25 protein-coding genes, 1 pseudogene and 1 riboswitch are annotated in these 25583 nt (G+C 53.8%); of the genes and pseudogenes, 14 read left to right on the forward strand and 12 right to left on the reverse strand.

Features of this window, described 5'->3' with window-relative positions; translation table 11 throughout:
• Positions 1-384: 384 nt before the first annotated feature.
• On the forward strand, positions 385-876 hold the full coding sequence (locus BFG58_RS00820) for a hypothetical protein (RefSeq protein ID WP_063621985.1): 492 nt from the start codon (positions 385-387) through the stop codon (positions 874-876).
• Between the two features lie 306 nt (positions 877-1182).
• Here the strand turns inward: BFG58_RS00820 and BFG58_RS00825 are convergent, their stop codons facing one another.
• Positions 1183-2124, reverse strand: a complete 942-nt coding sequence (locus tag BFG58_RS00825; protein ID WP_069718996.1) for a VirK/YbjX family protein — start codon at positions 2122-2124, stop codon at positions 1183-1185.
• A gap of 166 nt (positions 2125-2290) precedes the next feature.
• Here BFG58_RS00825 and pphA point away from each other — a divergent pair, with 166 nt between their 5' ends.
• On the forward strand, positions 2291-2935 hold the full coding sequence (gene pphA / locus BFG58_RS00830; RefSeq protein WP_045908224.1) for a protein-serine/threonine phosphatase: 645 nt from the start codon (positions 2291-2293) through the stop codon (positions 2933-2935).
• A gap of 34 nt (positions 2936-2969) precedes the next feature.
• Here pphA and BFG58_RS00835 read toward each other — a convergent pair whose 3' ends face one another.
• The 4 genes from BFG58_RS00835 to yebS all read right to left on the reverse strand — a co-directional run bounded on the left by BFG58_RS00835 (position 2970) and on the right by yebS (position 8721).
• Positions 2970-3209 (reverse strand): YebV family protein, encoded by a 240-nt coding sequence (locus tag BFG58_RS00835; protein WP_008500472.1) that lies wholly within the window; start codon positions 3207-3209, stop codon positions 2970-2972.
• A 106-nt stretch (positions 3210-3315) separates the two neighbouring features.
• Positions 3316-4758 carry a 16S rRNA (cytosine(1407)-C(5))-methyltransferase RsmF gene (gene rsmF, locus BFG58_RS00840; RefSeq protein ID WP_069718997.1) on the reverse strand — a complete coding sequence of 481 codons (1443 nt, stop codon included), beginning with the start codon at positions 4756-4758 and terminating at the stop codon, positions 3316-3318.
• A gap of 77 nt (positions 4759-4835) precedes the next feature.
• Complete coding sequence (locus BFG58_RS00845; protein WP_069718998.1) at positions 4836-7469, reverse strand: PqiB family protein; 2634 nt, start codon at positions 7467-7469, stop codon at positions 4836-4838.
• Entirely contained in the window at positions 7438-8721 is a 1284-nt protein-coding gene (yebS, locus tag BFG58_RS00850) for a membrane integrity lipid transport subunit YebS (protein WP_045908227.1), read from the reverse strand. The genes BFG58_RS00845 and yebS overlap by 32 nt, the downstream gene beginning before the upstream one ends.
• Before the next feature lie 132 nt (positions 8722-8853).
• Between yebS and BFG58_RS00855 the strand changes: the two genes are divergently transcribed.
• The 4 genes from BFG58_RS00855 to htpX all read left to right on the forward strand — a co-directional run bounded on the left by BFG58_RS00855 (position 8854) and on the right by htpX (position 13277).
• The gene (locus BFG58_RS00855) at positions 8854-9351 is read left to right on the forward strand and encodes a GAF domain-containing protein (protein WP_008500476.1); all 498 of its coding nucleotides are present in this window, start codon (positions 8854-8856) and stop codon (positions 9349-9351) included.
• Positions 9352-9447: 96 nt separating this feature from the next.
• A complete protein-coding gene (proQ, locus tag BFG58_RS00860) occupies positions 9448-10134 on the forward strand; it encodes an RNA chaperone ProQ (RefSeq protein WP_014884292.1) in 687 nt (228 codons plus the stop codon).
• Between the two features lie 19 nt (positions 10135-10153).
• A complete protein-coding gene (gene prc, locus BFG58_RS00865) occupies positions 10154-12202 on the forward strand; it encodes a carboxy terminal-processing peptidase (protein WP_069718999.1) in 2049 nt (682 codons plus the stop codon).
• A 193-nt stretch (positions 12203-12395) separates the two neighbouring features.
• Positions 12396-13277 carry a protease HtpX gene (gene htpX, locus BFG58_RS00870; protein WP_014884290.1) on the forward strand — a complete coding sequence of 294 codons (882 nt, stop codon included), beginning with the start codon at positions 12396-12398 and terminating at the stop codon, positions 13275-13277.
• Positions 13278-13327: 50 nt separating this feature from the next.
• On the opposite strand, the gene BFG58_RS00875 is transcribed toward htpX, so the two are convergent.
• Positions 13328-14701: an MFS transporter gene (locus BFG58_RS00875; protein WP_063621982.1), complete on the reverse strand. Its 1374-nt coding sequence runs from the start codon at positions 14699-14701 to the stop codon at positions 13328-13330.
• A gap of 178 nt (positions 14702-14879) precedes the next feature.
• Here BFG58_RS00875 and kdgR point away from each other — a divergent pair, with 178 nt between their 5' ends.
• On the forward strand, positions 14880-15671 hold the full coding sequence (gene kdgR, locus BFG58_RS00880) for a DNA-binding transcriptional regulator KdgR (protein ID WP_023312208.1): 792 nt from the start codon (positions 14880-14882) through the stop codon (positions 15669-15671).
• 66 nt (positions 15672-15737) lie between these two features.
• Here the strand turns inward: kdgR and BFG58_RS00885 are convergent, their stop codons facing one another.
• Positions 15738-15977, reverse strand: coding sequence for a YobH family protein (locus tag BFG58_RS00885; RefSeq protein ID WP_063621981.1), 240 nt, complete (start codon positions 15975-15977; stop codon positions 15738-15740).
• A 161-nt stretch (positions 15978-16138) separates the two neighbouring features.
• Between BFG58_RS00885 and mgrB the strand changes: the two genes are divergently transcribed.
• From mgrB to rlmA, 7 genes and pseudogenes are all read left to right on the forward strand, one after another.
• Positions 16139-16282 (forward strand): PhoP/PhoQ regulator MgrB, encoded by a 144-nt coding sequence (gene mgrB / locus BFG58_RS00890; RefSeq protein WP_006175995.1) that lies wholly within the window; start codon positions 16139-16141, stop codon positions 16280-16282.
• A 74-nt stretch (positions 16283-16356) separates the two neighbouring features.
• Positions 16357-16647: a YebO family protein gene (locus tag BFG58_RS00895; protein ID WP_024909723.1), complete on the forward strand. Its 291-nt coding sequence runs from the start codon at positions 16357-16359 to the stop codon at positions 16645-16647.
• A 23-nt stretch (positions 16648-16670) separates the two neighbouring features.
• The gene (locus tag BFG58_RS00900; RefSeq protein WP_063621980.1) at positions 16671-17660 is read left to right on the forward strand and encodes an MBL fold metallo-hydrolase; all 990 of its coding nucleotides are present in this window, start codon (positions 16671-16673) and stop codon (positions 17658-17660) included.
• 525 nt (positions 17661-18185) lie between these two features.
• Positions 18186-18330, forward strand: a pseudogene (locus BFG58_RS00905) (DUF2627 domain-containing protein).
• A gap of 13 nt (positions 18331-18343) precedes the next feature.
• Positions 18344-18553, forward strand: a complete 210-nt coding sequence (gene cspE, locus BFG58_RS00910; protein WP_001062678.1) for a transcription antiterminator/RNA stability regulator CspE — start codon at positions 18344-18346, stop codon at positions 18551-18553.
• A 219-nt stretch (positions 18554-18772) separates the two neighbouring features.
• Complete coding sequence (ftsI, locus tag BFG58_RS00915) at positions 18773-20491, forward strand: peptidoglycan glycosyltransferase FtsI (protein ID WP_069719000.1); 1719 nt, start codon at positions 18773-18775, stop codon at positions 20489-20491.
• A gap of 65 nt (positions 20492-20556) precedes the next feature.
• A complete protein-coding gene (gene rlmA / locus BFG58_RS00920; protein WP_063621978.1) occupies positions 20557-21372 on the forward strand; it encodes a 23S rRNA (guanine(745)-N(1))-methyltransferase in 816 nt (271 codons plus the stop codon).
• On the opposite strand, the gene mntP is transcribed toward rlmA, so the two are convergent.
• The 5 genes from mntP to manX form a co-directional block, all read right to left on the reverse strand.
• A complete protein-coding gene (mntP, locus tag BFG58_RS00925) occupies positions 21369-21935 on the reverse strand; it encodes a manganese efflux pump MntP (RefSeq protein WP_045908281.1) in 567 nt (188 codons plus the stop codon). The genes rlmA and mntP overlap by 4 nt on opposite strands.
• Positions 21936-21945: 10 nt before the next feature.
• A riboswitch (yybP-ykoY riboswitch) is annotated at positions 21946-22135 on the reverse strand.
• Between the two features lie 198 nt (positions 22136-22333).
• Positions 22334-22792, reverse strand: a complete 459-nt coding sequence (locus BFG58_RS00930) for a DUF986 family protein (RefSeq protein ID WP_048029444.1) — start codon at positions 22790-22792, stop codon at positions 22334-22336.
• Positions 22793-22847: 55 nt separating this feature from the next.
• The gene (locus BFG58_RS00935; RefSeq protein WP_006810994.1) at positions 22848-23699 is read right to left on the reverse strand and encodes a PTS mannose transporter subunit IID; all 852 of its coding nucleotides are present in this window, start codon (positions 23697-23699) and stop codon (positions 22848-22850) included.
• A 12-nt stretch (positions 23700-23711) separates the two neighbouring features.
• Positions 23712-24512 (reverse strand): PTS mannose transporter subunit IIC, encoded by an 801-nt coding sequence (manY, locus tag BFG58_RS00940; protein WP_024909729.1) that lies wholly within the window; start codon positions 24510-24512, stop codon positions 23712-23714.
• A gap of 47 nt (positions 24513-24559) precedes the next feature.
• The gene (manX, locus tag BFG58_RS00945; RefSeq protein WP_045908235.1) at positions 24560-25525 is read right to left on the reverse strand and encodes a PTS mannose transporter subunit IIAB; all 966 of its coding nucleotides are present in this window, start codon (positions 25523-25525) and stop codon (positions 24560-24562) included.
• Positions 25526-25583 lie beyond the last annotated feature (58 nt).

Genomic DNA, 25583 nt, shown 5'->3' on the forward strand with positions numbered 1-25583 from the left:
TCTTTACCCGAAATGCCCAGAAAATTACTCGAATATTCCATATCCTGTCTAAACCATAACATAATCTGCACCGCGTACGTCCAGGTATTTTTTGGTCATTGTTAAATTTTTGTGGCCGAGCAAGCATTGAGCAAACTCCTCTCCGCGCTCCTTTTCATAGGGTCTGTTCGCGAGGCTTCTGCTCTCATGGAAAGGTGGCGAGTAAGGTCCGAATTTCAACCCGGGTGAATCCCTTATCTCTCGAACGCCCGGGGAAGACCGTCAGGAGTTAGCGGTCCAGGTTTTCTTTCTCCGCAGAGCGGGGTTCGAACATTTGGATAAAATAAGTTGGGTAAATCCAAAATCTGCCGATATGTTAAGAGATATTTTTAGGGAATGGCGTCCATGAAGACACAGAATTTACTCCTGTTTATACTCTTAACCGTGGCCCAGGGCAGTCATGCTCAAGAACAATACAATTTTGAAGCTGTAAAACCTGCAGTGATTGAATTCTTTAAGCGCGGGGCAGGAAATCCTGATAGTTGCAATGTGTTCAAAGAGCAGCTAGCAAGAAATTTTGAAGATAAGCAAACAAGGAAAATGATGATTGGTCTCTGTGACAGCGACTTAGATACAACCAAGCCAGTTTCTTTTACGGAAATGTCATTACATCATTCTGAAGGGCATCCCTATGTTTGCGGTATTCTCTCTGGTGAGACTCAACTAGGCCGAAAAATAGGTGCTCGTTTTATTGCTGCCGAACCATATCATTTGGTTCTGGGCTTCAAGTATTCACGACGACCGATAGCTTACGCAACTGATGATAAATTTCTGGTCGATGAAGTTCGATCTCAGATCAAAGCATTTAATGAACTTTATGCAAAAGCATGTAACTGAATTAAAGCTCTCTGCTTGTTCTTCAGTTTGATAATATTTTGGAACTCAGCGCACACCGACATTCAGACCGAATGGATGTATTGGTAAGCATTAAAAACCCGTACTTGACGGGTTTTTAATGCTTAACTATTTGAATAATAAAAGGTTAATTGTGGCGTAAAAGAAATCGTTTTCGAACACTACCTTTACGATACAGAGCATCCCTTAAGAACTTTTTTGTAATTCACAATACGGCATAGCTAAATTCAGCCCGTTTGCCTGCCTTGTTAATTTTTCTATTGCAATTCAACAAAGTGGGTACGGGGTCTAAAAGTGCGACTTAACCGATGCCTCAATTTCATCAAGCAGCTCAAAGCGACGGCGGTATTCAGCGCGTTTTTTACTGGCGATCTCTTCAAGGGATTTGCGTGTCATCTGCAGCGGCAGCTGCCAGCAGAAAGCGGAGAGTTTTTTACCGTCCAGAGATGCCCAGAATTCATCATAGCTGGCGTGGAAATGGCGGCCTTTGCTGAGGCGATAGCGCAACGCGCGGAATACGTGGCCCTCATCGCTGACGGCAAAAATCGCCCGGACAGAGGACTGTGCAGCCAGCTGGAAAAGCACTTCCATCAACACGCGCTTTGGGAACAAGCCGTGGCAGGCGCGGGTGGCCTGTTTAATCACGTCACGCGTTACGCTGCGGCGGGGACCCTGAAGCCCGCCAATGACCATGACTTGCTGACCATTGCTGCGCGCGACGCTAAAGGTCAGGCTGGCCAGCAGCGTATCCTCGTTGTCGCGAAGCCACAGCGTGCTTTCACCTTCACGCTCGGCTTTCCCCGCAGAGGACGCATTGACCGTATAGATAACACCGTCTTTTGCATGGAACTGCGCAACGGGTTGCTCCTGCGGGCTGGTCAGGGCCTGGGCGAGGCAGCTCTCTTTCAGGCTATCAATCCAGTAATAATGGCTAACGATCGCGTCGGCGCGATCGTTAGCCGTCAAACCGCGCATCAGGTACTGCCGGTGGGTTTTGCTTGGCAATGTAATTTGAGAGGCCAGCAGTTTGTCGAAATCGTCGCGACCAGAAAGCGCCTCCAGCATGCGATGGGTAGAAGACCAGAACACCAGCGAACGTAACAGGAACTTCAGGCGATATTCGCGTTTGCGCCAGATCGGTCCCGGGACGCGTTTGCCGTTCACCAGCTCGGAAATAATATTTGTGCGATGCGGATAGAAAACATCGTTATGCAGGTGCGTATTAGACACGTGAAGACCCCTCTTTTTTTCTCCCTTTATTCTAAAGAGCCAGGAAAAAGGGATTAATAGCGCGAGGATCTTTATTTCTGTTTGGTTTACCGTTTGTTTCACTTCGTGAGGACCACGCCCGCCTGTTGCATTTTCTGCGGCGGCTATACTGTTAACAGGAGGAGCTATGTATCAGCGAATTGAAGGTGGGATGTGGCGTCACGTCTGGGTTGTCAGCGATATACATGGCTGTTATCAGTGGCTTATGGAGGAGCTTAAACGCCGTCATTTTAACCCGTATGAGGATTTGCTTATTTCCGTTGGGGATATGATCGATCGTGGGCCTGATAGCGTGAAATGCCTGCAGTTAATTCGTGAAAAATGGTTTCGTGCCGTCCGGGGCAACCATGAGCAAATGGCGCTCGACGGTCTGGATAATAACGATTTTTCTCTCTGGATGATGAATGGCGGAATGTGGTTTGCGCAACTTGAACGCGACCAGCAACAGCTTGCGCTGTCGTTGCTCGAGGCCTGTCGCGATTTACCGCATATCATTGAGATAACCTGTGCGAACGGTCTGAACGTGATTGCCCATGCGGATTATCCGGCAGCGGAATACTGCTGGCAAAAACCGGTCAGTGCCCATCGCGTTTTATGGGACCGCGATCGGTTGATGGGGTTTATGGTGGGTAAAGGGCAGGGCATCAGCGGTGCGGATCATTTCTGGTTCGGACATACGCCTGTCGACAGAAGGTATGATTTTGACAATCTTCACTACATTGATACGGGCGCCGTATTTGACGGTTACTTTACGCTGGCGCAGCTGCAGTAATAAATAACCCGCCTTCGGGCGGGTTCTCTTTAGGTCAGGCAAGACGCATGACCCAGGCATCGGTTTTACTATCGTAATGCTCACGGTAAAGGACTGAGTGTTCGCCATCAAGTATTGCCGGGACGCTGGTGTCTGCATCCCATGCATCGAGCTGCATGCACAAATCCGGGTCGGATTTGCAGGGAATACTTAACGTTCGATCGCCTTGTGCTTCGCCGCGCAGCTCTGCGTCGTCGATTTCAAAAGCGCCAATACGCACGCTGGTTTTCGTCATAGTGCTCTCCGGGTCGGTTGTCAAAATCTGGTATGACCAGTGCGGCCACCCATTTTTGATCGTAGACAAGGAGAGCAAAATCGCCAGTAAAAAAATGCGCTTTTTTTCAGGTCGTGCGATCGTTACCGGTAAACAGCCGTCCATCGCGAACCAGCTCGCGCGGGTAGCTGTTTTTCAGTCGTGAACCGACTTTTTTTGCCAGCCCGAGCGGGTATCCCTGATACGTCACGATCACTTCATCGCCTGTTGGCGTGCTGTCCGGATAGACATCGCGACCACGATACCACTCTTCGGCTTCCTGATGCGTCAGGGCAAAGGTATTCTCGCGTCCGGCAAGGGCGATGACGGCCTCATGCTGCCAGCGATAGCCTTTATTATGCACTTCCGCCAGGCGGACACCGATTCGGGAAAAACGGACCTTTCCGATGAGCGGCTCGATCTCAGCCGGGAACAGCCATACCTCTTTATCACGCATCCAGAGGTGCAGGCTCTCATCCCAGGCCAGGCCAACTTTTTCGGCGGCGGCGATAAGCTGTGCTGCATCGCGCCCTTTGAGGGGGGCAAACGGGAAGTTGCCGACCTTGAATTTAGGTGCGGGCAGGGGAGCAACCGCCTGTGTTTTACGCAGACGCGCCACAAAGAAGCCTTCGCAGTCGTAAATCTGTGGGAACACATGAAGGAAACCCTCAGGGGTGGCCGCCTCCTGTGCTGAGGCAAACAGATCGTCGAGCGGCAGGAACTCGACCGCATCCGGGTATTGCGCTTTCAGCCACAAGCAGACGTCTTCGTTTTCATCGCGGTTTAAGGTGCACGTTGAATAGACCAGCGTGCCGCCAGGGCGCAGGGCATGGAATGCGCTCTCGATCAGCTCCCGCTGCGTGGCGGCGATCTCAAGGTTGCTTTCCACGGACCAGTTCTTTAACGCATCGGGATCTTTACGCACCACCCCTTCGCCGGAGCAGGGGGCGTCCAGCAGGATGGCGTCGAAGGCTTCCGGCAAGGCGGCGCCAAACACGCGGCCGTCGAAGTGCGTCAGGGCAACATTATGAATACCGCAGCGGCTGATATTGGCATGCAATACCTTCACGCGGCTGGCGGAAAACTCGTTGGCGAGGATCGCACCGCGGTTACCCATGCGGGCGGCAATTTGCGTGGTTTTTGAGCCAGGCGCCGCGGCCACATCCATCACGCGAGCGGGCGCGTTGCCCTCTGCGAACAGGGCAGCCACCGGCAGCATCGAGCTGGCCTCCTGGATATAGAACAGACCGCTCAGATGTTCCGCGGTGCTTCCCAGCGGCACGGCGTCTTCGTCATCGCGCTCGATCCAGAACCCCTCAGCGCACCACGGTACCGGCGTAAGCTGCCAGCTGTAGGGCGCGACCAGCGCCAGAAAATCTTCGACGCTGATTTTCAGCGTATTGACGCGAATACTCCGGCGTAACGGACGCTGGCAGGCGGCGATAAAATCGTCTAACGACAGGTGAGAAGGAAGCGCCTCGCGCATCTGCGCCAGGAATTGTTCAGGAAGAAATACGGAGTTTTGAGCCACGGGCACACCACAGGGAAAAGTTCAGGTGCGCAGTGTAGCATAAAGGCTCCGGTGCGTTGACACCGGAGCCTTGCAGATTAACGTGGCAGGGCGGTTCCCCATTCGCGCCACTCTTTCGGTTCGCTTTCGAGCAGCAGGAAGTGTTTACCCGGCTGCGCTTTCGGTGCCAGCGGCGTTCCCGGCGGCGTGGCAAAAGCAATGCCACCGCGAATGAACTGGTTGAAGGTGCCGGTTTTCACCACGCCTCCCGTCAGGCCAAAGTCCAGCGAATAGCCGGATGCCAGCCAGAATACCGAGTTATTACGTACCAGGTGCTGGTAGCGTTCACTGATGCGCAACGCCACCATTACGCGGTCGGAGAGCGTACCGAGCGTCAGGCCCGTGACCGTACCTACTTCAATACCGCGGAACAGCACAGGGGTGCCGATGCTCAGCGAGCCCGCTTCCGGCACTTCCACCACGATGCTCAGGCCGCCAAGGTAGCGCGAGTCGGTGATCGTGGCTTCCTGCAGCTCGAAATCACGACGGGCCTTGCCCTGGCCTGGCTCCACGTTGATGTACGGCTGCAAAATGGTATCGAGATGCTCAACGCCTGCGGCCGAGATCTGCGGCGTGACCACCGAGAAGCGCGTACCCGTACGGGCAAAGGTTTGTACATATTCCGGGTAAAGTACGGCAGTGGCCTGCACCTCGTTACGCGAGGTGATCAGCGTCAGCTTCTGGATCTGCCCGATATCAATACCCAGATAGCGGATGGGCATGCCTTCCGCCAGCTTACCGGCGTCAAACGCATGGAGGGTAATCTGCCCCCCCACGGCGCGGGCGGCGGTCTCGGACGGGAAGAGAATACGTTTATCGCCCTTGCGCAGATTCGCGCCCGCACCGCTGAGGTTATCGAAGCTAATCGCCCCCCGCAGCGCGCGTGACAGCGGAGAGGCCTGCACGGTCAGTCCGTTGCCGTTAAGCTGAACTTTCGCGCCGCCTTCGGCCCAGAAGACGCTGTTTGGCGTCAGCAGCTTGCGGTACTCCGGCTTGATGTGCAGTTCGATATCAAAGGCGTCGGCACGCGGGCGAACGGTAATCACTTCCCCGACTTCAAACTTGCGATACAGCACCACGGAGCCCGCCTGAACGTCCGGCAGGGTCTCGGCGCTTAACGTCAGCGTGGTGGTAGGAAGATCGCTCAGGCTGTTTTCAATCGCTTTCTCCAGGTTAGCATACAGCGGGTAGCTGTCGCGCACGGGGCCTTTATCCCCCGGTAAAATGCGGATACCGCCGTTGACCCATTCGCTGGCGCTGGCGCCGAGAAACTCCACGCCGTCCAGACCCACCTTCACGTCGACGCGACTGTTCACCACGAATTTACTGTCACCGTGCACCAGATCTCTGTATTGCGGGTCGATGGCGACGGAGAATTGCACCCCATCCGCGGAGAGCTTGCGCTCCAGCACCTGTCCCACCTGCACGCCGTGTAAAATCAACGGCTGACCGGCTTCAATCCCATAGCTTTCAGGCGCATTCAGGGTAACCGTCACCACGCCCGGTTTTTGCAACAGAGCTTTATCCGCCGGAGCAATCACGAAGCTGTTGCTGGGCTGACCTTCACCCGGGATCAGCTCAAAGGTATTGCCGGTCAGCAGCGTGCTGAGGCTGGTATCGTTCAGCGAGATCTTTGGACTGCGCATTTCGATGCGCGTTTTCTCGCGCAGGAGATCGACCACGCTCGGATCGACCGTCATTTCGCCGGTGACCGACCCGCCCGGGTTGAGCGTCATTTTGGTGAGCTGGCCGACCTGCAGACCCTGATACATCAGCGGCGTTGAACCCGCTTTTAGCCCCTTAGCATCGGGCAGGGCAAGTTTGACGATCACGCCGCGCTGGCTGTGCGCCAGGTCGGCGTACAATCCGAACGTGTCATCAGCGGTGGCAGGGCTCGAGTTTTCCGGGGAGTCAAAGGCAATGGCGCCGTTCACCAGGGCGGCCAGACTTTCCAGCTTCACTTTGGCGCCGCTCAGGCTGAGGTCGGCATCCACGCCGGACACGTTCCAGAAGCGGCTGCCCTTTTTCACCAGATTGGTGAAGCGACGCTCGATCAGCACATCAATAGTGACGCCCTGTTTGTTCGGGTTAATCGAGTAATCGTACACGCGGCCAACCGGGATCTTACGGAAATAGACCAGGGAGCCACTGTTCAGGGAACCGAGGTCCGGCGCCTGGAGATGAATCATCAAATCGCCGTTATTAAGACGGTATTTGGGCTGCGTATCCAGCGCAACAAAGTGATCCTGCGGCTCGCCTTTGCCCGGCATCATGCCAATATAGTTGCCGCCCACGAGCGCATCCAGCCCGGAGACACCGGCCAGAGAGGCTTTTGGCGTCACCAGCCAGAACTGTGTTTCGCTGCGCAGGGCATCCTGCATGTCAGATTTGATACTGACCCGCACCTGAATCTTATTCAGCCCTTTTCCAAGGGAGATATCCTGAACCGTACCGACCTCAACCCCCTGGAAGCGAACGGGCGTTCGTCCGGCGACGATGCCGTCGGCGGTCTGGAAATCAATGGTGACCGTACTCCCGCGATCTTCATAGCTTGTCCAGATAAGCCAGCCTGCAATCATCAGGGCGATGACGGGCAGCAACCAGAATGGCGAAATGCGGCGTTTTGTTTTAATTCTCGCTTCAGTCGGCGAAGCGGGGGTTTCCTGACTCATGTGCATCCCAAAGTAAGCGGCTATCCAGCCATTCCACAGCAAGAATAGTCAATATCACCGCAGAGCCGAAATAAAAAGCCGCGGGTCCCATTGTAAAAGCAAGTAACTGATCGCGATTGATGAGCGACATCATCAGCGAAATCACGAACAAATCTAACATTGACCAGCGGCCAATCCAGGTGACGAATCGCAGAAGCAGAATGCGGGTCCGTAAACCTTGTTCACACTTTAAGTGAATGCTGATGAGCAGGGTAATCATCACTACCACTTTGGTAAAGGGAACCAGGATACTGGCAATAAAGACGATCGCCGCCACCCCGACATTGCTGTGCGCAAGGGAGATAATTCCGGAGAGGATAGTATCCTCCTGGCGTCCGCCATTCACGTAAATGATGGAAATCGGAAGCATATTGGCGGGGATCAGGAACACCAGGGAGGCGATCAGCGCGGCCCAGCATTTTTGCAGGCTGTTGTTGCGCCGCAGCCGTAATGGAATGTGGCACCGCGGGCAGCGTCCGCGCGGGTCGGGCAACCCGGTATAGTGGCAGCCCAGACAGACGCGCAGATTTTCATCGGGGCGCGTGGCGGGGCGCTGAGGGTAAAAACGCTCCCAGAGCTGCTCAACGTTCAGGTGGATCAGGGTCAGGATGCTCAGCAACACCAGACAGATGAAAGCAAAGAGTCCAATGCCGGGCTGCAAAAAGGCGTAGTCCTGGACTTTTATGGACGCAACGCCCACGCCGACCAGATAAATATCCAGCATGACCCACTCTTTGAGCTTATCCAGCATCAGCAGCACCGGGCGAAGGTTCATGCCAAGAATATTGCCAAACCAGAGATAGGCAATGGCGGCAACCAGCACCAGCGGTGCGCCAACGGTGCAGAATAGCACCATGGCGGCGGTAATCGGATCGCCCTGACGGGTCATCTGCCAGATACCCTGCAGCACGTTAGCATCAATGCGCACGCCAAGCAGATAGAGCTTCAGCAGCGGTTCGCTCCAGGCGAAGGGCATCAGCAGCAGCATGGTGACGGCCATGGCGGCGAGGCGGGTCAACGACCAGTCGCGGCCATCGCGAATTTTGGCGTCGCAGCGGGGACAGAAGGCACTTTGGTGCGATTTCATCTTCGGCAACATAAAAAGCGTATCGCACTGGGGGCAACGCTGATAATGTGCACGAGGCAAAGCTTCGCTTACCGTATGGACAGTTATTTTTCTCGTCGGCGTAATTTTGGTTGTTTTTAAGGCCATCAGCTGCGCACAAATAAGTATTGTTGAAAGTTATAATAACTCATGAACGGATTCATCTTGAGCATGAGCGCATTTAATGCTTATTTTAATAGGCTATGCGGTAATTTTGTAAGACAACTAAGTGATTGAATAATGAACAAAACAGAATTCTACGCGGATCTGAACCGCGATTTTAAGGCATTGATGGCGGGTGAGACCAGCTTCTTAGCCACTCTGGCAAATACTAGCGCATTGCTGTTTGAACGTCTCTCTGACGTAAACTGGGCGGGCTTTTACCTTCTGGAAGGTGAAACGCTGGTGCTCGGTCCGTTCCAGGGCAAACTGGCCTGCGTGCGTATCCCGGTTGGGCGTGGCGTATGCGGCACGGCGGTGGCCGAGAATCAGGTCCAGCGTGTGGAAGACGTTCATGCGTTTGACGGACACATTGCCTGTGATGCTGCCAGTAATTCTGAAATCGTTCTGCCGCTGGTGGTCAAAAATCAGATTATTGGCGTTCTGGACATCGACAGTACGGTCTTCAGTCGCTTTACAACCGAGGACGAACAGGGGCTGCGCGAGCTGGTGGCGAATCTGGAAAACGTACTCGCAGCAACCGATTATCAAAAATTCTTTGCGAGCGTCGCAGGATAATCAACGGATAACGTAGCATTTACTGATAGCGTCATTATAATGACGCCTGTTCATGCCTGCGCTTGTTGGCAACGTCCGTTGTAATCAGGAAATTTCATGGAAAATCAACCTAAGTTGAATAGCAGTAAAGAAGTTATCGCATTTCTGGCCGAGCGTTTCCCGCAGTGCTTCAGCGCGGAAGGCGAAGCTCGTCCCCTGAAAGTCGGTATTTTTCAGGATCTGGTGGCACGTGTTGAAGGGGAAATGAACCTCAGCAAAACTCAGCTGCGTTCCGCCTTACGTCTTTATACTTCGAGCTGGCGTTACCTGTACGGTATCAAACCTGGCGCGACTCGCGTGGATCTCGACGGCAACCCTTGCGGTGAGCTTGACGAGCAGCACGTTGAGCATGCGCGCAAGCAGCTGGAAGAAGCCAAAGCACGCGTTCAGGCACAACGTGCAGAACAGCAAGCGAAAAAACGCGAAGCCGCCGCGGCAAACGGCCAGGAAGAAGCGCCTCGTCGTGAGCGTAAACCACGCCCTGCGCCGCGTCGTCACGATAATAACGATCGCAAACCGCGTGCAGACAAACCAGCAGCAAAAGCCCCACGTGCGCCTCGTGAAGAGCCGCGCCATACTCCGGTTTCTGACATTAACGCCCTGAGCGTCGGTCAGGCACTGAAGGTAAAAGCGGGTAACAATGCTATGGACGCCACCGTACTGGAAATCACCAAAGATGGCGTTCGTGTACAGCTGACTTCTGGTATGTCAATGATTGTACGCGCAGAACACTTGTTGTTCTGAAACGGAGGCCAAGCCTGGCATGAACACTTTTTTTAAGCTCACCGCGCTGGCGGGTCTGTTTGCTATAACAGGTCACGCTTTTGCAGTGGACGATATCACGCGTGTTGATCAAATTCCGGTACTCAAGGAAGAGACGCAGCACGCGACGGTGAGCGAGCGCGTGACCTCACGTTTCACCCGTTCGCACTATCGTCAGTTCGATCTCGATCAGGCCTTTTCGGCCAAAATCTTTGACCGCTATCTGAACTTGCTGGATTACAGCCATAACGTTTTGCTCGCCAGCGATGTCGAGCAGTTCGCTAAGCGAAAATCCGAGGTGGGTGACGAGTTGCGTTCAGGCAAGCTGGATCTGTTCTACGATCTCTACAACCTGTCGCAAAAGCGCCGCTTCGAACGCTATCAGTACGCGCTGAAAGTGCTGGAACGTCCAATGGACTTCACCGGCAACGACACCTTCAATCTGGACCGCAGCAAAGCGCCCTGGCCAAAAGATGAAGCCGAGCTGAATGCGCTGTGGGACGGCAAAGTTAAATACGACGAACTGAGCCTTAAGCTCACCGGCAAAGACGAAAAAGAGATCCGTGACACGCTGACGCGTCGTTACAAATTTGCCATTCGTCGCCTGGCCCAGACCAACAGTGAGGATGTCTTCTCGCTGGCCATGACGGCCTTTGCGCACGAAATCGATCCGCACACCAACTATCTCTCACCACGCAACACCGAACAGTTCAATACCGAAATGAGCCTGTCTCTGGAAGGTATCGGCGCGGTGCTGCAGATGGACGATGATTACACGGTGATCAATTCGATGGTCGCGGGTGGCCCGGCATCTAAAAGCAAAGCGATTAGCGTTGGCGATCGTATTGTGGGTGTGGGACAAACCGGCCAGAACATGGTCGACGTGATCGGCTGGCGTCTTGATGACGTGGTTGCGCTGATCAAAGGTCCGAAAGGCAGCAAGGTTCGTCTGGAAATTCTGCCAGCCGGAAAAGGCACCAAAACCCGTATCGTTACCCTGACCCGTGAGCGTATCCGTCTGGAAGACCGCGCGGTGAAAATGTCGGTGAAAACCCTGGGTAAAGAGAAGGTGGGCGTCCTGGATATTCCTGGCTTCTACGTCGGGCTGACTGACGATGTGAAAGTTCAGTTGCAGAAGCTTGAAAAGCAGAACGTCAGCAGCATCATCATCGACCTGCGCAGTAACGGCGGCGGGGCGCTGACGGAAGCGGTTTCTCTCTCTGGCCTGTTCATCCCATCTGGCCCGGTGGTTCAGGTGCGCGATAACAACGGTAAAGTGCGCGAAGATGCGGACAATGACGGTGTGGTCTACTACAAAGGTCCGCTGGTTGTTCTCGTTGACCGCTTCAGCGCTTCCGCGTCTGAGATCTTTGCCGCAGCCATGCAGGACTACGGCCGCGCGCTGATCGTCGGTGAGCCAACCTTCGGGAAAGGCACTGTTCAGCAGTACCGTTCTCTGAATCGTATTTACGATCAGATGCTGCGTCCGGAATGGCCTGCGCTGGGCTCGGTTCAGTACACCATTCAGAAATTCTACCGCGTAAATGGCGGCAGTACGCAGCGTAAGGGCGTCACGCCGGACATCATCATGCCGACTGGCACCCAGGAGACGGAAACCGGCGAGAAGTTTGAAGATAACGCGTTGCCGTGGGACAGCATCAATGCCGCGACCTACGTGAAAGCGGGTGATATGACGCAGTTTGGCCCTGAGTTGCTGAAGGCGCATAACGACCGCATCGCGAAAGATCCGGAGTTCCAGTACATCATGAAGGACATTGCGCGATTCAATGCTCTGAAGGATAAGCGGAATATTGTTTCTCTGAACTACGCTCAGCGTGAAAAAGAGAACAACGAAGACGATGCAACCCGCCTGGCGCGTATCAACGATCGCTTCAAGCGTGAAGGCAAGCCTCTGCTAAAGAAACTGGACGATCTGCCAAAAGATTACCAGGAGCCGGATCCGTATCTCGACGAGACGGTGCATATCGCTCTCGACCTGGCGAATCAGGAAAAAGAGAAACCTGCCGTACAGCCCGCTCCGGCAAAATAACCTCCCAACAGGCACAAGACATTGTGCCTGTTTCTTTTTGTACTTTATCCTTCCGTCAGCCAGATTTTCAATTGTGTAAAGTTGTGTCTTTCTGGTGACTTACGCCCTCAGGATGCTTGAAAATAGCCGCAATACCCATACGATGTGGGTAATCGCATAGTGCGTTTTGTTAAACTGAGGTAAAAAGAAAATTATGATGCGAATCGCGCTCTTCCTGCTCACCAACCTCGCGGTGATGGTGGTTTTCGGGCTCGTGCTAAGCCTGACAGGAATTCAGTCGAGCAGCGTTCAGGGTCTGTTGATTATGGCGCTGCTGTTTGGTTTTGGTGGCTCGTTCATCTCCCTGCTGATGTCGAAGTGGATGGCACTGAAATCGGTAGGGGGTGAGGTCATTGAGCAACCCCGTAACGATATGGAACAGTGGCTGATGAATACGGTGGCTCAGCAGTCCCGTCAGGCCGGGATCGCCATGCCGCAGGTGGCCATTTACCATGCTCCGGATATCAACGCGTTCGCCACGGGGGCCCGTCGCGATGCGTCACTGGTTGCTGTCAGCACCGGACTGCTGCAGAACATGAGCCGTGACGAAGCCGAAGCGGTTATCGCCCACGAAATCAGCCATATCGCTAACGGTGACATGGTGACCATGACCCTGATTCAGGGCGTGGTAAACACCTTCGTGATCTTTATCTCCCGTATTCTGGCGCAGATTGCCGCGGGCTTCATGGGCGGCAACCGTGACGAAGGCGAAGAGAGCAACGGCAACCCGCTGATCTATTTTGCTGTGTCGATGGTTCTGGAACTGGTATTCGGTATTCTGGCGAGCATCATCACCATGTGGTTCTCCCGTCACCGTGAATTCCACGCGGATGCCGGCTCTGCGAAGCTGGTTGGTCGTGAGAAGATGATTGCCGCGCTGCAGCGTCTGAAAACCTCCTACGAGCCGCAGGAAGCGAACAGCATGATGGCCTTCTGCATTAACGGTAAATCCAAATCGCTGAGCGAGCTGTTTATGTCTCACCCGCCGCTGGATAAGCGTATTGAAGCGCTGCGCAGTGGGGAATACCTGAAGTAACGCAACAAAACATAAAAAGCCGGGCGGGAGAACACTCCGCCCGGCTTTTTTTATGCCTGAACCCTGGGCTGGGTCACCCGCAGGCCACTGACGACCGCCGCGAGGGTGGCAAGGGCGCCTGCTGTGAGGAGCGCAAGGTGGTTACCGTTTTGTCCGGCAAGGTTAAACATCAGGGCGACCAGTGCCGCACCGCTGCTTTGGCCCAGCAGACGCGCGGTTCCCAGCATACCGCTTGCCCCACCGCTGCGATGCCGTGGTGCTGAGGTGATAATGGTGTGATTATTGGGGGACTGGAACAGGCCAAACCCTGCGCCGCAGAGGATCATGCGCCAGATGATGTCCAGATCCGAAGGCGACGAGGGCAACAATGCTAACGCGAAAAGGCCTGTCGCCATCACCGCCAGCCCCAAAGCGCCCAATAAACCGGCATGAACACGTTCAATTAAATAACCTGCCAGCGGTGCCATCACCATCGTCGCCAGCGGCCAGGGGGTGAGCAGCAGCCCGGTTTCCACTTCTGAACGGCCAACTACGCTCTGCAGAAAGAAGGGCAGGGAGACCAGAGCCAGCATCTGGGCGCAGAACGAGCAGACAGACGTGCAGATGGAGAGCGAAAAGAGGGGAATACGCAGCAGGTCAACGGGCAGCAAAGGAACTGGCAGGGTGAGCTGGCGGCGGACAAAGAAGAAGCCGATCGCCAGCAGGGCGATGAGCTCCGCGGCGGTAAGCACCAGAGATTGTCCCTGCGCAAAGCCGCTCAGCGCCGTAATCAACAGGCCGAAGGTCAGGGCATTCATCACCGCACTTGCCACGTCGAAGCGCGGCATGCTGCTTTTGGGACCATTAGCGGGAAGAAAGCGCAGAGCAAAAAAGATGGCGACGATACCCAGCGGCACGTTAATGGCGAACAGCCATTGCCATGACGCAACGGAGAGGATCGCCGCCGCAATTGTTGGCCCGGCGGCAGAAGAGACGGCGACAATAAACGAGTTTATCCCCATTCCGCGCCCCAGATGACGCTGCGGATAAATCAAGCGGATCAGCGCCGTGTTTACGCTCATGAGCGCCGCGCCGCCAAAACCCTGCGCAATACGCGCAAGCGTCAGGGTATGCAGTGAATCTGAAAGGGCACAGAGCAGGGAGGTAAAAGTGAAAACCACCAGGCCGCACTGATATACCCGGCGGTAGCCGAACATATCGCCGAGGAAAGAGAACGAGAGCAGTGACACCACAATCGCAATCTGGTAGGCGTTAACAATCCAAATCGAACTGGCGGGTGAGGCATGCAGGTCGCTGGCGATGGTTGGCAGGGCAACGTTTGCAATCGCGCCGTCAAGGACGGCCATTGAGATACCGATAATGATGGTCGCTATTGCGCCATACCGCTGGGGTAATGGCAGGCCATCAGAAAGATTCTTTTCCATCAGGAGTAAAAAGCTCAGCGTGAAATTATTCTCAGGGTAACTATTTTAGCATTGTTACAGCCGCGATATGTCGCAGATTTGTAACGAAGTAAACGCGGATTGATTGCAGGTGACATGACGGGAACTTATAATAAAAACCGGTTCTGATTTTTATAAAACACTCGCTATGAGGTGGTAAATGGCTATTGCGGATTTGGATAAACAGCCAGATTCTGTTTCTTCCGTGCTGAAGGTGTTTGGCATCTTACAGGCGCTTGGAGAAGAGCGTGAAATAGGTATTACAGAGCTGTCGCAGCGCGTGATGATGTCAAAAAGCACCGTTTATCGCTTTTTGCAAACCATGAAGTCCCTGGGTTACGTTGCGCAGGAAGGCGAATCTGAAAAGTATTCTCTGACGCTTAAGCTGTTTGAATTGGGTGCGCGTGCGCTACAAAATGTTGACCTGATCCGCAGCGCTGACATTCAGATGCGTGAAATCTCTCGCCTGACCAAAGAGACCATTCATCTCGGTGCCCTGGATGAAGACAGCATCGTTTACATCCATAAAATCGACTCCATGTACAATCTGCGCATGTATTCGCGCATTGGTCGCCGCAACCCGCTCTACAGTACCGCCATTGGTAAAGTTCTGCTGGCGTGGCGCGATCGCGAGGAAGTGAAGCAGATCCTTGAAGGCGTGGAATACAAGCAAAGTACCTCACGAACCATTACCAGCACGGATGCGCTGCTGACGGTGCTCGACCGCGTGCGCGAGCAGGGATATGGCGAAGATAACGAAGAGCAGGAAGAGGGGCTGCGCTGCATCGGCGTTCCGGTATTTGACCGCTTTGGCGTGGTGATCGCGGGCTTGAGTATCTCCTTCCCAACCTTACGTTTCTCCGAAGAGCGTCTGCATGAGTATGTGGCTATTCTGCACACTGCGGCACGGAAAATTTCTGAACAGATGGGATATCACGACTACCCGTTTTAATCCCTGCTGGTAGAAAAAAACGCCGCATCTGATGCGGCGTTTTTTGTATGTCATTCACCTGGCTGATTAGCCATTATCAATCACGACGGATGTTTTACGCAGTACAGGGCAGTGGGTTAAGCCAACGATCCCGCTGTCAGTATGCAGATACTGGGCAGTGCTCATTCCCTGTGCTGTGAGGTATTTACACTGAATGCCTAGCCCGGCTGCGTTTTCGGTGCTCCCCACGAGCACGCCATAGCCCGTTAACAGAAGGCCAATCCAGACAATGGCCAGTGCAATAATTGTTCGAATGATGAATCGCATCATTACCTCTTTTATCGTTGTTATCGTAATGCTAGCGTAAAGCGTTTACGCGATGAAACAAGTGCAGGATTCTGAAAAAAAACGCGATGGAGGCACAGTTAGTCCTTGTTTAAGATAAGCGTGATAATCTCGTTACATCAGGTCCTTAGACGGAGTGTGGAGTGAAAAAAATACGCTGGGTAATTCTGATTATCGTGCTGATAGCGTGCGTGGTGTTATGGACGCAGACGATCAATGTGATGTGCGATCAGGATGTACAGTTTTTTAGCGGCGTTTGCGCAATAAACAAGTTTATTCCGTGGTAATAGACATTTTTTCTCAACGTGATTTCCTTCCTTCGCGCCAGTGGTAAAATAGACGTTTTTATTGAGGTGGTGAAATGGGTGAGTTACTGAATTCAGGGCTGCTGAATATAGCATCCCTGATGATTTCTTTGGTGGTACTGCTTGTGGGGCTGGTCATCTGGTTTTTCGTGAACCGCGCCAGTTCCCGTACTAACGAGCAGATCGAACTGCTGGAAGCGCTGCTCGATCAGCAAAAACGTCAGAATGCGCTGCTACGCCGTCTGTGTGAGGCTAACGAACCGGAAGAGAAAGACGCGCCGAAAGACGCGGTCGCTGAAGATAACAAAGACGAAGACGACTTTATCCGCCTGGTGGCTGAGCGTTAATCTTTTTGTCCTGGGAGGTGGCTGTGGTCTGGAAAAATCCCTGGTATGACCCCTCCCTGAAACATCACACCCCAAACGGTTTTTGTAATACCGATCCTGTCGGACATCAACCCGGCGACCTTGACCGTTGGCGTAAAGCGCGTAAAGCGGCCGGATTACCGAAGCCGCCCGCGCTGGGTTATGAAGACTTTATCCGCCAGTGGTGGCAACCGGTTGAGCTTACGCAACCTCAGGAAGATGGGGTATGGTGGCTCGGGCACGCGAGCGTGTTGCTGCAGCTGGACGGCAATATCATCCTTACCGATCCGGTGTTTTCTCGACGCGCTTCTCCGCTGCCTTTCCTGGGACCCCAGCGTAAGACACCCCCCGTACTGTCTGTCGAGCAACTTCATCAGCTGGATGCGGTCGTCATTTCCCATAATCATTACGATCATCTTGATGACGCAACCCTTCGCCGAATCCTCAAACGCTTTCCCGACGTCAGTATTTTTGTTCCTTTGGGCCTCGCCGACTGGTTTCGTCGCCGGGGAGCAAAACGCGTGGTCGAACTCGACTGGTGGCAGAGTTTCACCTGGCAGGGGATGACGCTGACCGCCGTACCGGCACAGCACTGGAGCATGCGCACGCCATGGAACCGCAATCGTTCCTTATGGTGCGGCTGGGTGATGGAAGGACGACATCACCGTTTCTGGTTTAGCGGTGATACCGGTTATTCACCTGAGCTGCTGTTAATTCCTGAACGCCTGGGCCAGATAGATGCCGCCGCGTTACCGATTGGTGCCTATGCCCCACGATGGTTCATGGCTGTCCATCATATGGATCCGCAATCTGCGGTGGCATTGTGGCAGCAGCTGGGCTCACCTCTGGCGTTCCCTATTCACTGGGGCGTGTTCGAACTGGCAGATGAATCCTTAGATGAACCTGTGCAGGAGTTAACTCACGCACTCGATAATTTAGCACCAGTTAACCATTCTTTCAGGATACTGAAAATTGGTGAATATTTATCCTTATAAACGAAGCGATAAATTGTTGCATATATTGTTGATGTAAACGCGCGCAGGAATGTTTTATTTTTATCGAAACGTTTTGCTTGCCTTCTTTTGATGCAGAGTCATAAAAATTTCATTATTTTGGTGCATAACGCTGTTTATTCGCTGGTGCATTTTAATACAGCTGGGCGCGGGTTATTAACACTGTTTTTTCTCTGAAACAATTTGGTCGCGTTACAATGATTTAAGCATAAGTTTTCACAAATTGTTCTAACTCAATCAAGACGTAAGATTTCTTTTCCCGTTTGCTGGACGGTTCGTAATGATTGAGCTATGTTAAAAAAGTCTTAGATTACAGCGGGTGTGAAAGCAACGCTGGGTCTTTGTTACGCAGCAGGGCTGTCTGTACGTGATGCGCATAATTGTGCAAAACCTGACAGGCACTGTTCGAATTTGTGCGGCGGATCGAGACATGTTTAAAAATGGCTTGCCATATTAAACATAGTGTGTGATAACACGTTTTGGGTCAAACGAGGTACAGTTCTGTTTATGTGTGGCATTTTCAGTAAAGAAGTCCTGAGTAAACACGTTGTCGTTGAATACCGCTTCTCTGCCGAACCTTATATTAGTGCCTCATGCAGTAATGTCTCAGTTTTATCTCAGTTAATGCCTGCGGGCTAAGAAAACACTCTAAGGAATTTTGCAAAATGGCAAAGATTAAAGGTCAAGTTAAGTGGTTCAACGAGTCTAAAGGTTTTGGTTTCATTACTCCTGCTGACGGCAGCAAAGACGTGTTCGTACACTTCTCTGCAATCCAGGGTAACGGCTTCAAAACTCTGGCTGAAGGCCAGAACGTTGAGTTCGAAATTCAGGACGGCCAGAAAGGCCCAGCTGCAGTTAACGTAACTGCTATCTGATCGAACCGCTGCTGACTGAAGTGCCCGGCACTTCACTCTCAGACATAAAGCCTCGCCTGTCGCGGGGCTTTTTTATGTCCCTTATCTTTCAAAATATTACCATCCGCGGTCTTGTTAGTAACTTGTTGCAAAGCTGCGAGGTTAGTAGCACTGTTTCGTCACCTTCTCGCCGTCTTTTCCCGTTAAATCAGGGCGTTGTTTTACAGCCCTGGGGTTCAGGTGAAGAAGACATTGATAACAGCAACTGGAAATTTCACGCCGGCGCGTTTTGCTCTGCTCTGTTTAGCTATTTTTTGTAGTCTGGCTTTTCTGCTGGGCCGCGTTGCCTGGCTGCAAATCATCAAGCCTGACAATCTGGTGAAGCAGGAGGATATGCGATCCCTCCGCCAGCTGGCGATTGATGCGCCGCGCGGCATGATAATGGATCGTGAGGGTCGCCCCCTGGCGGTGAGCGTGCCTGTCCAGGCCGTTTGGGCCGATCCTAAAACGGTGCTGGCAAAAGGGGGCGTCGGCCTTGATGAGCGCTGGCAGGCGCTGGCCAGCGCGCTGCATCTCTCCCTCGGCACACTCTCGGCACGCATCAACGCCAATCCGCAGGGCCGTTTTATTTACCTTGCCCGTCAGGTCGATCCTGCGCAGGCAAAGTGGATCGACAAACTGAATCTGCCCGGCATCAATTTGCGCGATGAGTCCCGCCGTTTTTATCCTGCTGGCCATGTGGCAGCGAACCTGATTGGCTTCACCAATATTGACGGGCAGGGCATCGAAGGTGTGGAAAAGAGCTTCAACGCGCAACTCACCGGCAAGCCGGGTGTGCGTCAGGTAAGGGAAGATCGCTATGGACGCGTGGTTGAAAACCTGACCGAAATTGCGCCCGCACCGGCGCATAACATCCAGTTAAGTATTGACGAGCGGCTGCAAACCATCACCGAAGATGCGCTCGACAATGCCGTGGCCTGGAACAAGGCCGAGTCGGGGGCGTCGGTGCTCATTAATATCCCAACCGGGGAAATCCTCGCCATGGCGAGCTACCCGGATTTTAACCCCAATAATCGTGAAGGGGCGACGATAAACGATTTTCGCAACCGCGCAATCAGCGATACGTTCGAACCCGGTTCAACCGTCAAGCCGCTGGTGCTGATGACGGCTCTGCAGCAGGGGCTGGTCCAGCCGGACAGCGTGATTGACACCCACCCGTATATCCTTGACGGGCATCGCATTCGCGACGTGGGCTTTTACCCTGAGCTGACGATGACCGGGATCCTGCAAAAATCGAGCGACACCGGCGTTTCCCGACTTTCGCTGGCGATGCCTGTCCAGCATCTCATCGATACCTATCGAAACTTTGGTTTTGGCACCAATACGGGGCTTGGCTTAACGGGGGAAAGCTCGGGGCTGTTGCCACAGCGTAAATACTGGAGCCAGCTCGATCGCGCGACTTTTGCCTTCGGCTACGGGCTGATGGTTACGCCGCTCCAGTTGGCCCACGTCTACGCCACGATTGGTGGGTACGGGCTTGAGCGTCCGCTCTCGATCACCCGCATCGATCCCCCCGTTATCGGGCATCGCGTCATGCCGGAAGAGATTGCCCATGAAGTGGAGCACATGATGGAGAGCGTTGCGCTGCCGGGCGGCGGAGGCGTTAAGGCTGCCGTGCGTGATTACCGGGTGGCGGTGAAAACCGGTACGGCGAAGAAAATTGACGATAGCGGGAAGTATGTCGATAAATACGTCGCCTACACGGCGGGGGTTGCCCCTGCCAGCAATCCGCGTTTTGCCCTTGTGGTGGTGATTAACGATCCGCAAAACGGGGCTTACTACGGCGGGGCCGTCTCTGCCCCTGTCTTCAGTGAGATTATGGGTAACGTGCTGCGTCTGGAGAATATCAAACCTGACGGGTTACCGGCGGGGTCCGATCACCTTATCGTCATGCGCTAACCGGGCGTTTATAACAGGGGCGAATAGCGGTACACTTCGCCCTTTGATTATGCTCCGGAGTTGCCATGTCCTTCAGCTGTCCCCTTTGCCACGCCCCCCTGACGCACTCAGATAAACGGTATACCTGCCCGCAGGGGCATCAGTTTGACCGGGCAAAAGAAGGCTACGTGAATCTTCTGCCGGTGCAGCATAAGCGTTCCCGCGATCCTGGCGACAGTGCTGAGATGATGCGGGCGCGCCGCGCGTTTCTCGATGCCGGACACTATCTGCCGCTGCGGGAGGCCGTCACGCAGATGCTCAATGACATTCTGCCTGCTTCAGCCACCGCCATGCTCGATATCGGCTGTGGGGAAGGATACTACACCGCACGGTTTGCGGAGGTTGCTCGTGAGAAGGGCGCGCAGACATTCGGTCTGGACGTGTCGAAAGTGGCCATACGCGCGGCGGCAAAGCGTTATACCGACGTGACGTTCTGCGTGGCCTCCAGCCACCGGCTGCCGTTTGACGATGCCAGCATGGACGCGGTTATCCGTATCTACGCGCCGTGTAAGGCAGAAGAGCTGGCGCGCGTGGTGAAGCCGGGCGGATGGGTGGTCACCGTGACCCCAGGCCCGCGTCATCTGATGGAGCTGAAAGGGCTGATCTACGACGAAGTGCGTCTGCATGCCCCGCATTCTGAGCAACTGGCCGGTTTTACGCTGAAGCAGGCGGAATCGGTGGCGTACGAAATGACGCTGAAAGGGGAAGAGGCCGTCGCGTTATTGCAGATGACGCCGTTCGCGTGGCGGGCAAAACCGGAGGTGTGGGAAACGCTGGCGGCACATTCAACATTTCGCTGCCAGACGGACTTCAGCATCCACATCTGGCAGCGCGAAGATTAACCGGCGAAGTGTGCCCAGAGGATCTGGGCGCCAATGCCAATCAGCACAATTCCCCCGAGGATCTCGGCGCGTTTACCCAGCAGCGGGCCGATAAACCGTCCGACCATCATGCCCAGCGTGGACATAATCAGGGTTGCACAGCCAATAGCCAGCGCGGTGGCGATAATATTGACCTGCAGAAATGCCAGACCCACACCAACGGCCATCGCATCAAGGCTGGTGGCAATAGCGGTGGTGACCAGCAGCCAGAAGCCGTGGCGATGCTGCGGCTCCTCGTGTTCATCATCACCGCCGCGAAAACCTTCAATGACCATTCGGCCTCCGAGGAACACCAGCAGGACGAAGGCAATCCAGTGGTTCCACTCCAGCACGAACTGGCTGGCGAGCATGCCAAGTCCCCAGCCGATAAGCGGGGTCAGCGTTTCGATAGCGCCAAAAATCAGGCCGGTACGCAGGGCTTCTGAGAATTTAGGTTTGTGTAGCGTGGCGCCTTTTCCGATGGAAGCAGCGAAGGCGTCCATGGACATGCCAAAAGCGAGAAGGATCGTAGCGGAGATATTCATAACAGCGTCCAGACCGGGGATATCCATATGACACATCACTGCCCCCAGTAAACAGCAGTTGATGTATCTATGGTCTCGCCTGATCGCAATGCACATAAGATGTGCGGTAAGCGATCCGTACGTGCCACGTTTTTCAACGAGTATGTTGACACGTACATTTCCTGTGAACAGGAAATCGGCTACTCCCCAACGACGGGCGCAACCTTAACATATTTTGAGAATATAAAACAACAATGAAAAGGCATTATTTAAAACGTTTATTGATAACGATTTTCATTTGTCTTTAATCGTGAAAATATCGTTAACAAATAGCGTTCAAATTAGCGGTGGGGATATAGCTTCGGCTATGTTTCTTGCGCAAAATAAACACAGGATATAGCCGTTGCTATATATCTAACTCATTGAGTTTTAACGAGTAACTTGTATATCTTTTCCAGGTCATCAATATTCTTCACCCGAATAAGCAGGCGGCGTTGTTCTAATTGCATCACCAGCACGCCGTCTTCGGATAAATTCATCTCTTTAATACGGTTATATTCTATCCATACATTGGCGAAGAAGAATCCGTGGGATTTAAAAATGATTTTTGGCGTGCGGATCCAGAACAGATAAATCGCCATTAATGCCAGCGCACATAATAACCATGTGGTTAATAATGCACCATGGCTGGTGACGTTATTGTAAATAAGAATGGCGATGAGACCCACGAAGATAAAGGCATCCACGCGGCCGCGTCGTAGCAGGGGAAGGGAGAGCAGCGTCTCGCCGTGACGGCGGGGCATAATGAACTCGTCATAGATCGCGTAAGCCAGAAGGGCAACAACAAATAAAACCAGTACGATGTCCGTGACAGTCATTCATCCTCCAGATAAAAAAAACCGGGGGCAAGCCCCCGGCCTATAGTATTGATACTTACAGACCCAGCAGGCCGACGGCGTAGCCCGCAATACCGATGACGAAGAAGCCAACGATGATCCACAGCGGGTTCACTTTCTTACGCAGCAGCCACATACAGGCGAAGGTCAACAGCAGCGGGACCAGGCCCGGCATCAGCTGATCCAGAATCGTTTGCACGGTGGTGACGCGGGTCTGACCATCCTGTCCGGTGATGGTCGATACCACCAGCGGGATGTTCACGTGCGTCCACTTGTTTACCAGCGCGCCCATGACAAACAGGCCGAGGATTGACGCCCCCTCAGTCAGTTTCTGCAGGAAGCCGCCGCCCATGTCCTTAACGATGTCCACCCCTTTACGGTAGCCGTAGGCCACGCCGTAGTAACGGGTCAGCAGACGCACGGCGTTGAACAGGATGAAGAACAGCAGCGGGCCAAGCAGGCTGCCGCTCATCGCGATACCGGCACCCAGTGCCGCGAAGACCGGACGCACGGTCCCCCAGAATATAGGATCGCCGACACCGGCCAGCGGACCCATCAGACCGACTTTGATACCGTTGATGGCACCATCGTCAATCTCTGCGCCGTTTGCACGCTGCTCTTCCATCGCCAGCGTTACCCCCAGAACGGGGGCCGCAACGTAAGGATGGGTGTTAAAGAATTCCAGGTGACGCTTGATGGCCTGACGGCGTGCTTCGTTGTTTTCCGGGTACAGGCGTTTGATCGCCGGTACCATGGAGAAGCAGAAACCCAGCGCCTGCATACGTTCGAAGTTCCATGAACCCTGAAACAGGTTAGAACGGATGAACACGCCACGAATATCACCCGGAGTGAGTTTTTTCTCGGTGGTAGTTTTTGTCATATCAACCATTTCGCTCACCTGTTAGTCCAGTTCGTTATCGAGATCGTTGTTACCAGCAGCCTGCGCTGGGGCACCCGCGACGCGGTTATATTTTGGGCTGAGCTGGATGTAGAGAATCGCCATCACCGCACCGATCACACCCAGTGCAACCAGGTTGAAGTTGGTGAAGGCCGCGGTCACGAAGCCGAGGTAGAAGAACGGCATCAGGTAGCCTGCGCGCATCATGTTGATGACCATCGCATAACCAACGACCACGATCATACCGCCCGCGATGTTCAGGCCGCCGGTGACCACTTCAGGAATGGCGTTCAGCATGCTCTGGACTTCACTGGTACCCACAGAGATCGCGACGATAACCGCCGGGATTGCGATACGCATCGCCTGCAGGAACAGGGATGAAACGTGGATCCATGACAGGGCCGTGAGGTTGCCGTTGTCGGCCGCCTTATCCGCCGCGTGCTGGAAGGCAACGGTGATAGTACGAACGATGATGGTCAGAACCTGGCCTGCGGCTGCCAGCGGGATTGCCAGGGCGATACCAGCACCAATACTCTGGTGACCGGCAATAACCAGAACGGTAGAAATGATAGAGGCCAGCGCGGCATCGGGCGCAACCGCCGCACCGATGTTCATCCAGCCCAGGGCGATCATTTCCAGGGTACCACCGATGATGATACCGGTTTTCATGTCACCCAGAACGGCCCCAATCAGCGTACAGGCCACCAGAGGACGGTGGAACTGAAATTCATCAAGTACGGATTCCATACCCGCAATACATGCGACCACGAACACCAGCACAATCTGAAGAGTGGTAATCTCCATTGTACTTCTCCTATTACATAAGCATTATGTGAAAAACCGGCGCGGGCTTATTTCCCAACTTTGCCGATCAAATCCATCATTTTCAGTTTCTGGTCCGTGGAAACCTTACGGGCTTCCAGCTCAATACCGCGTGCATTCAGCTTGTTGAATGCTTCGATATCTTTCGCATCGACTGAAATGGCGTTGTTGACCTGCGTTTTGCCCTGACGGAATGCCATACCACCAATGTTAACGGAGGTGATTTTCACGCCGCCTTCAACAATGCGCTCAACGTCTGTCGGGTTAGTGAACAGGAGCATCACGCGTTCGCCCGCATATTTCGGGTTGTTGTAAACGCGAATCATCTTGGCGACATCCACAACGTGCGCGGTAACGCCAGGAGGAGCAACCTGAGTCAGAAGGGTTTTACGTACGGTATCAGCGGCCACTTCGTCGCTGACCACGATAATGCGTCGAACGTTGGTCTCTTTGGTCCAGCGCGTGGCTACCTGACCGTGGATTAAGCGGTCATCAATACGCGCAAGGCCGATCACCATGTAATCATTCGGGCCCATCGGTTTTGCCGGTGCCGCCGCTTTCGGTGCCGCTGCAGGCGCAGGGGCAGGTTTTTCAACCGGCTGTGCCTTCAGGGCCTTAACCCCTTCGCGGCCGGTTTCAACAGCCAGTGCAACCAGCTCATCGAAGGACGGATTGTCGTCGCGTGCCATAAGGGTTTCCACCAGCATGGGAATATTGACCCCGGCGACAACTTCATAGTGCTCTTTATCGACGACAATGCGGCTGGCAGCATTGAACGGGCTGCCGCCCCATGTATCAACGAGAAACAGCACGCCTTTGCTGGTATCCAGCTTCTCGAGCTGAGCGTTGTACTTCTCTATCAGCGTCTCGGCGTTTTCACCGGGAACGAAATCGATCCAGCCGACGTTTTCCTGCTCGCCCAACAGCATCTCTGCCGTTTTGAGTAGCTGCTCAGCAGCCCAACCATGTGTGCCTATGACAATAGCAATGGTCACTTGCTACCTCCTTTTATTATCATTAATACGCCTGCCAGGCAGTCGTACTGAGAATCGT

Source organism: Enterobacter sp. ku-bf2, from assembly GCF_001742765.1.
Lineage (GTDB): Bacteria > Pseudomonadota > Gammaproteobacteria > Enterobacterales > Enterobacteriaceae > Enterobacter > Enterobacter quasiroggenkampii.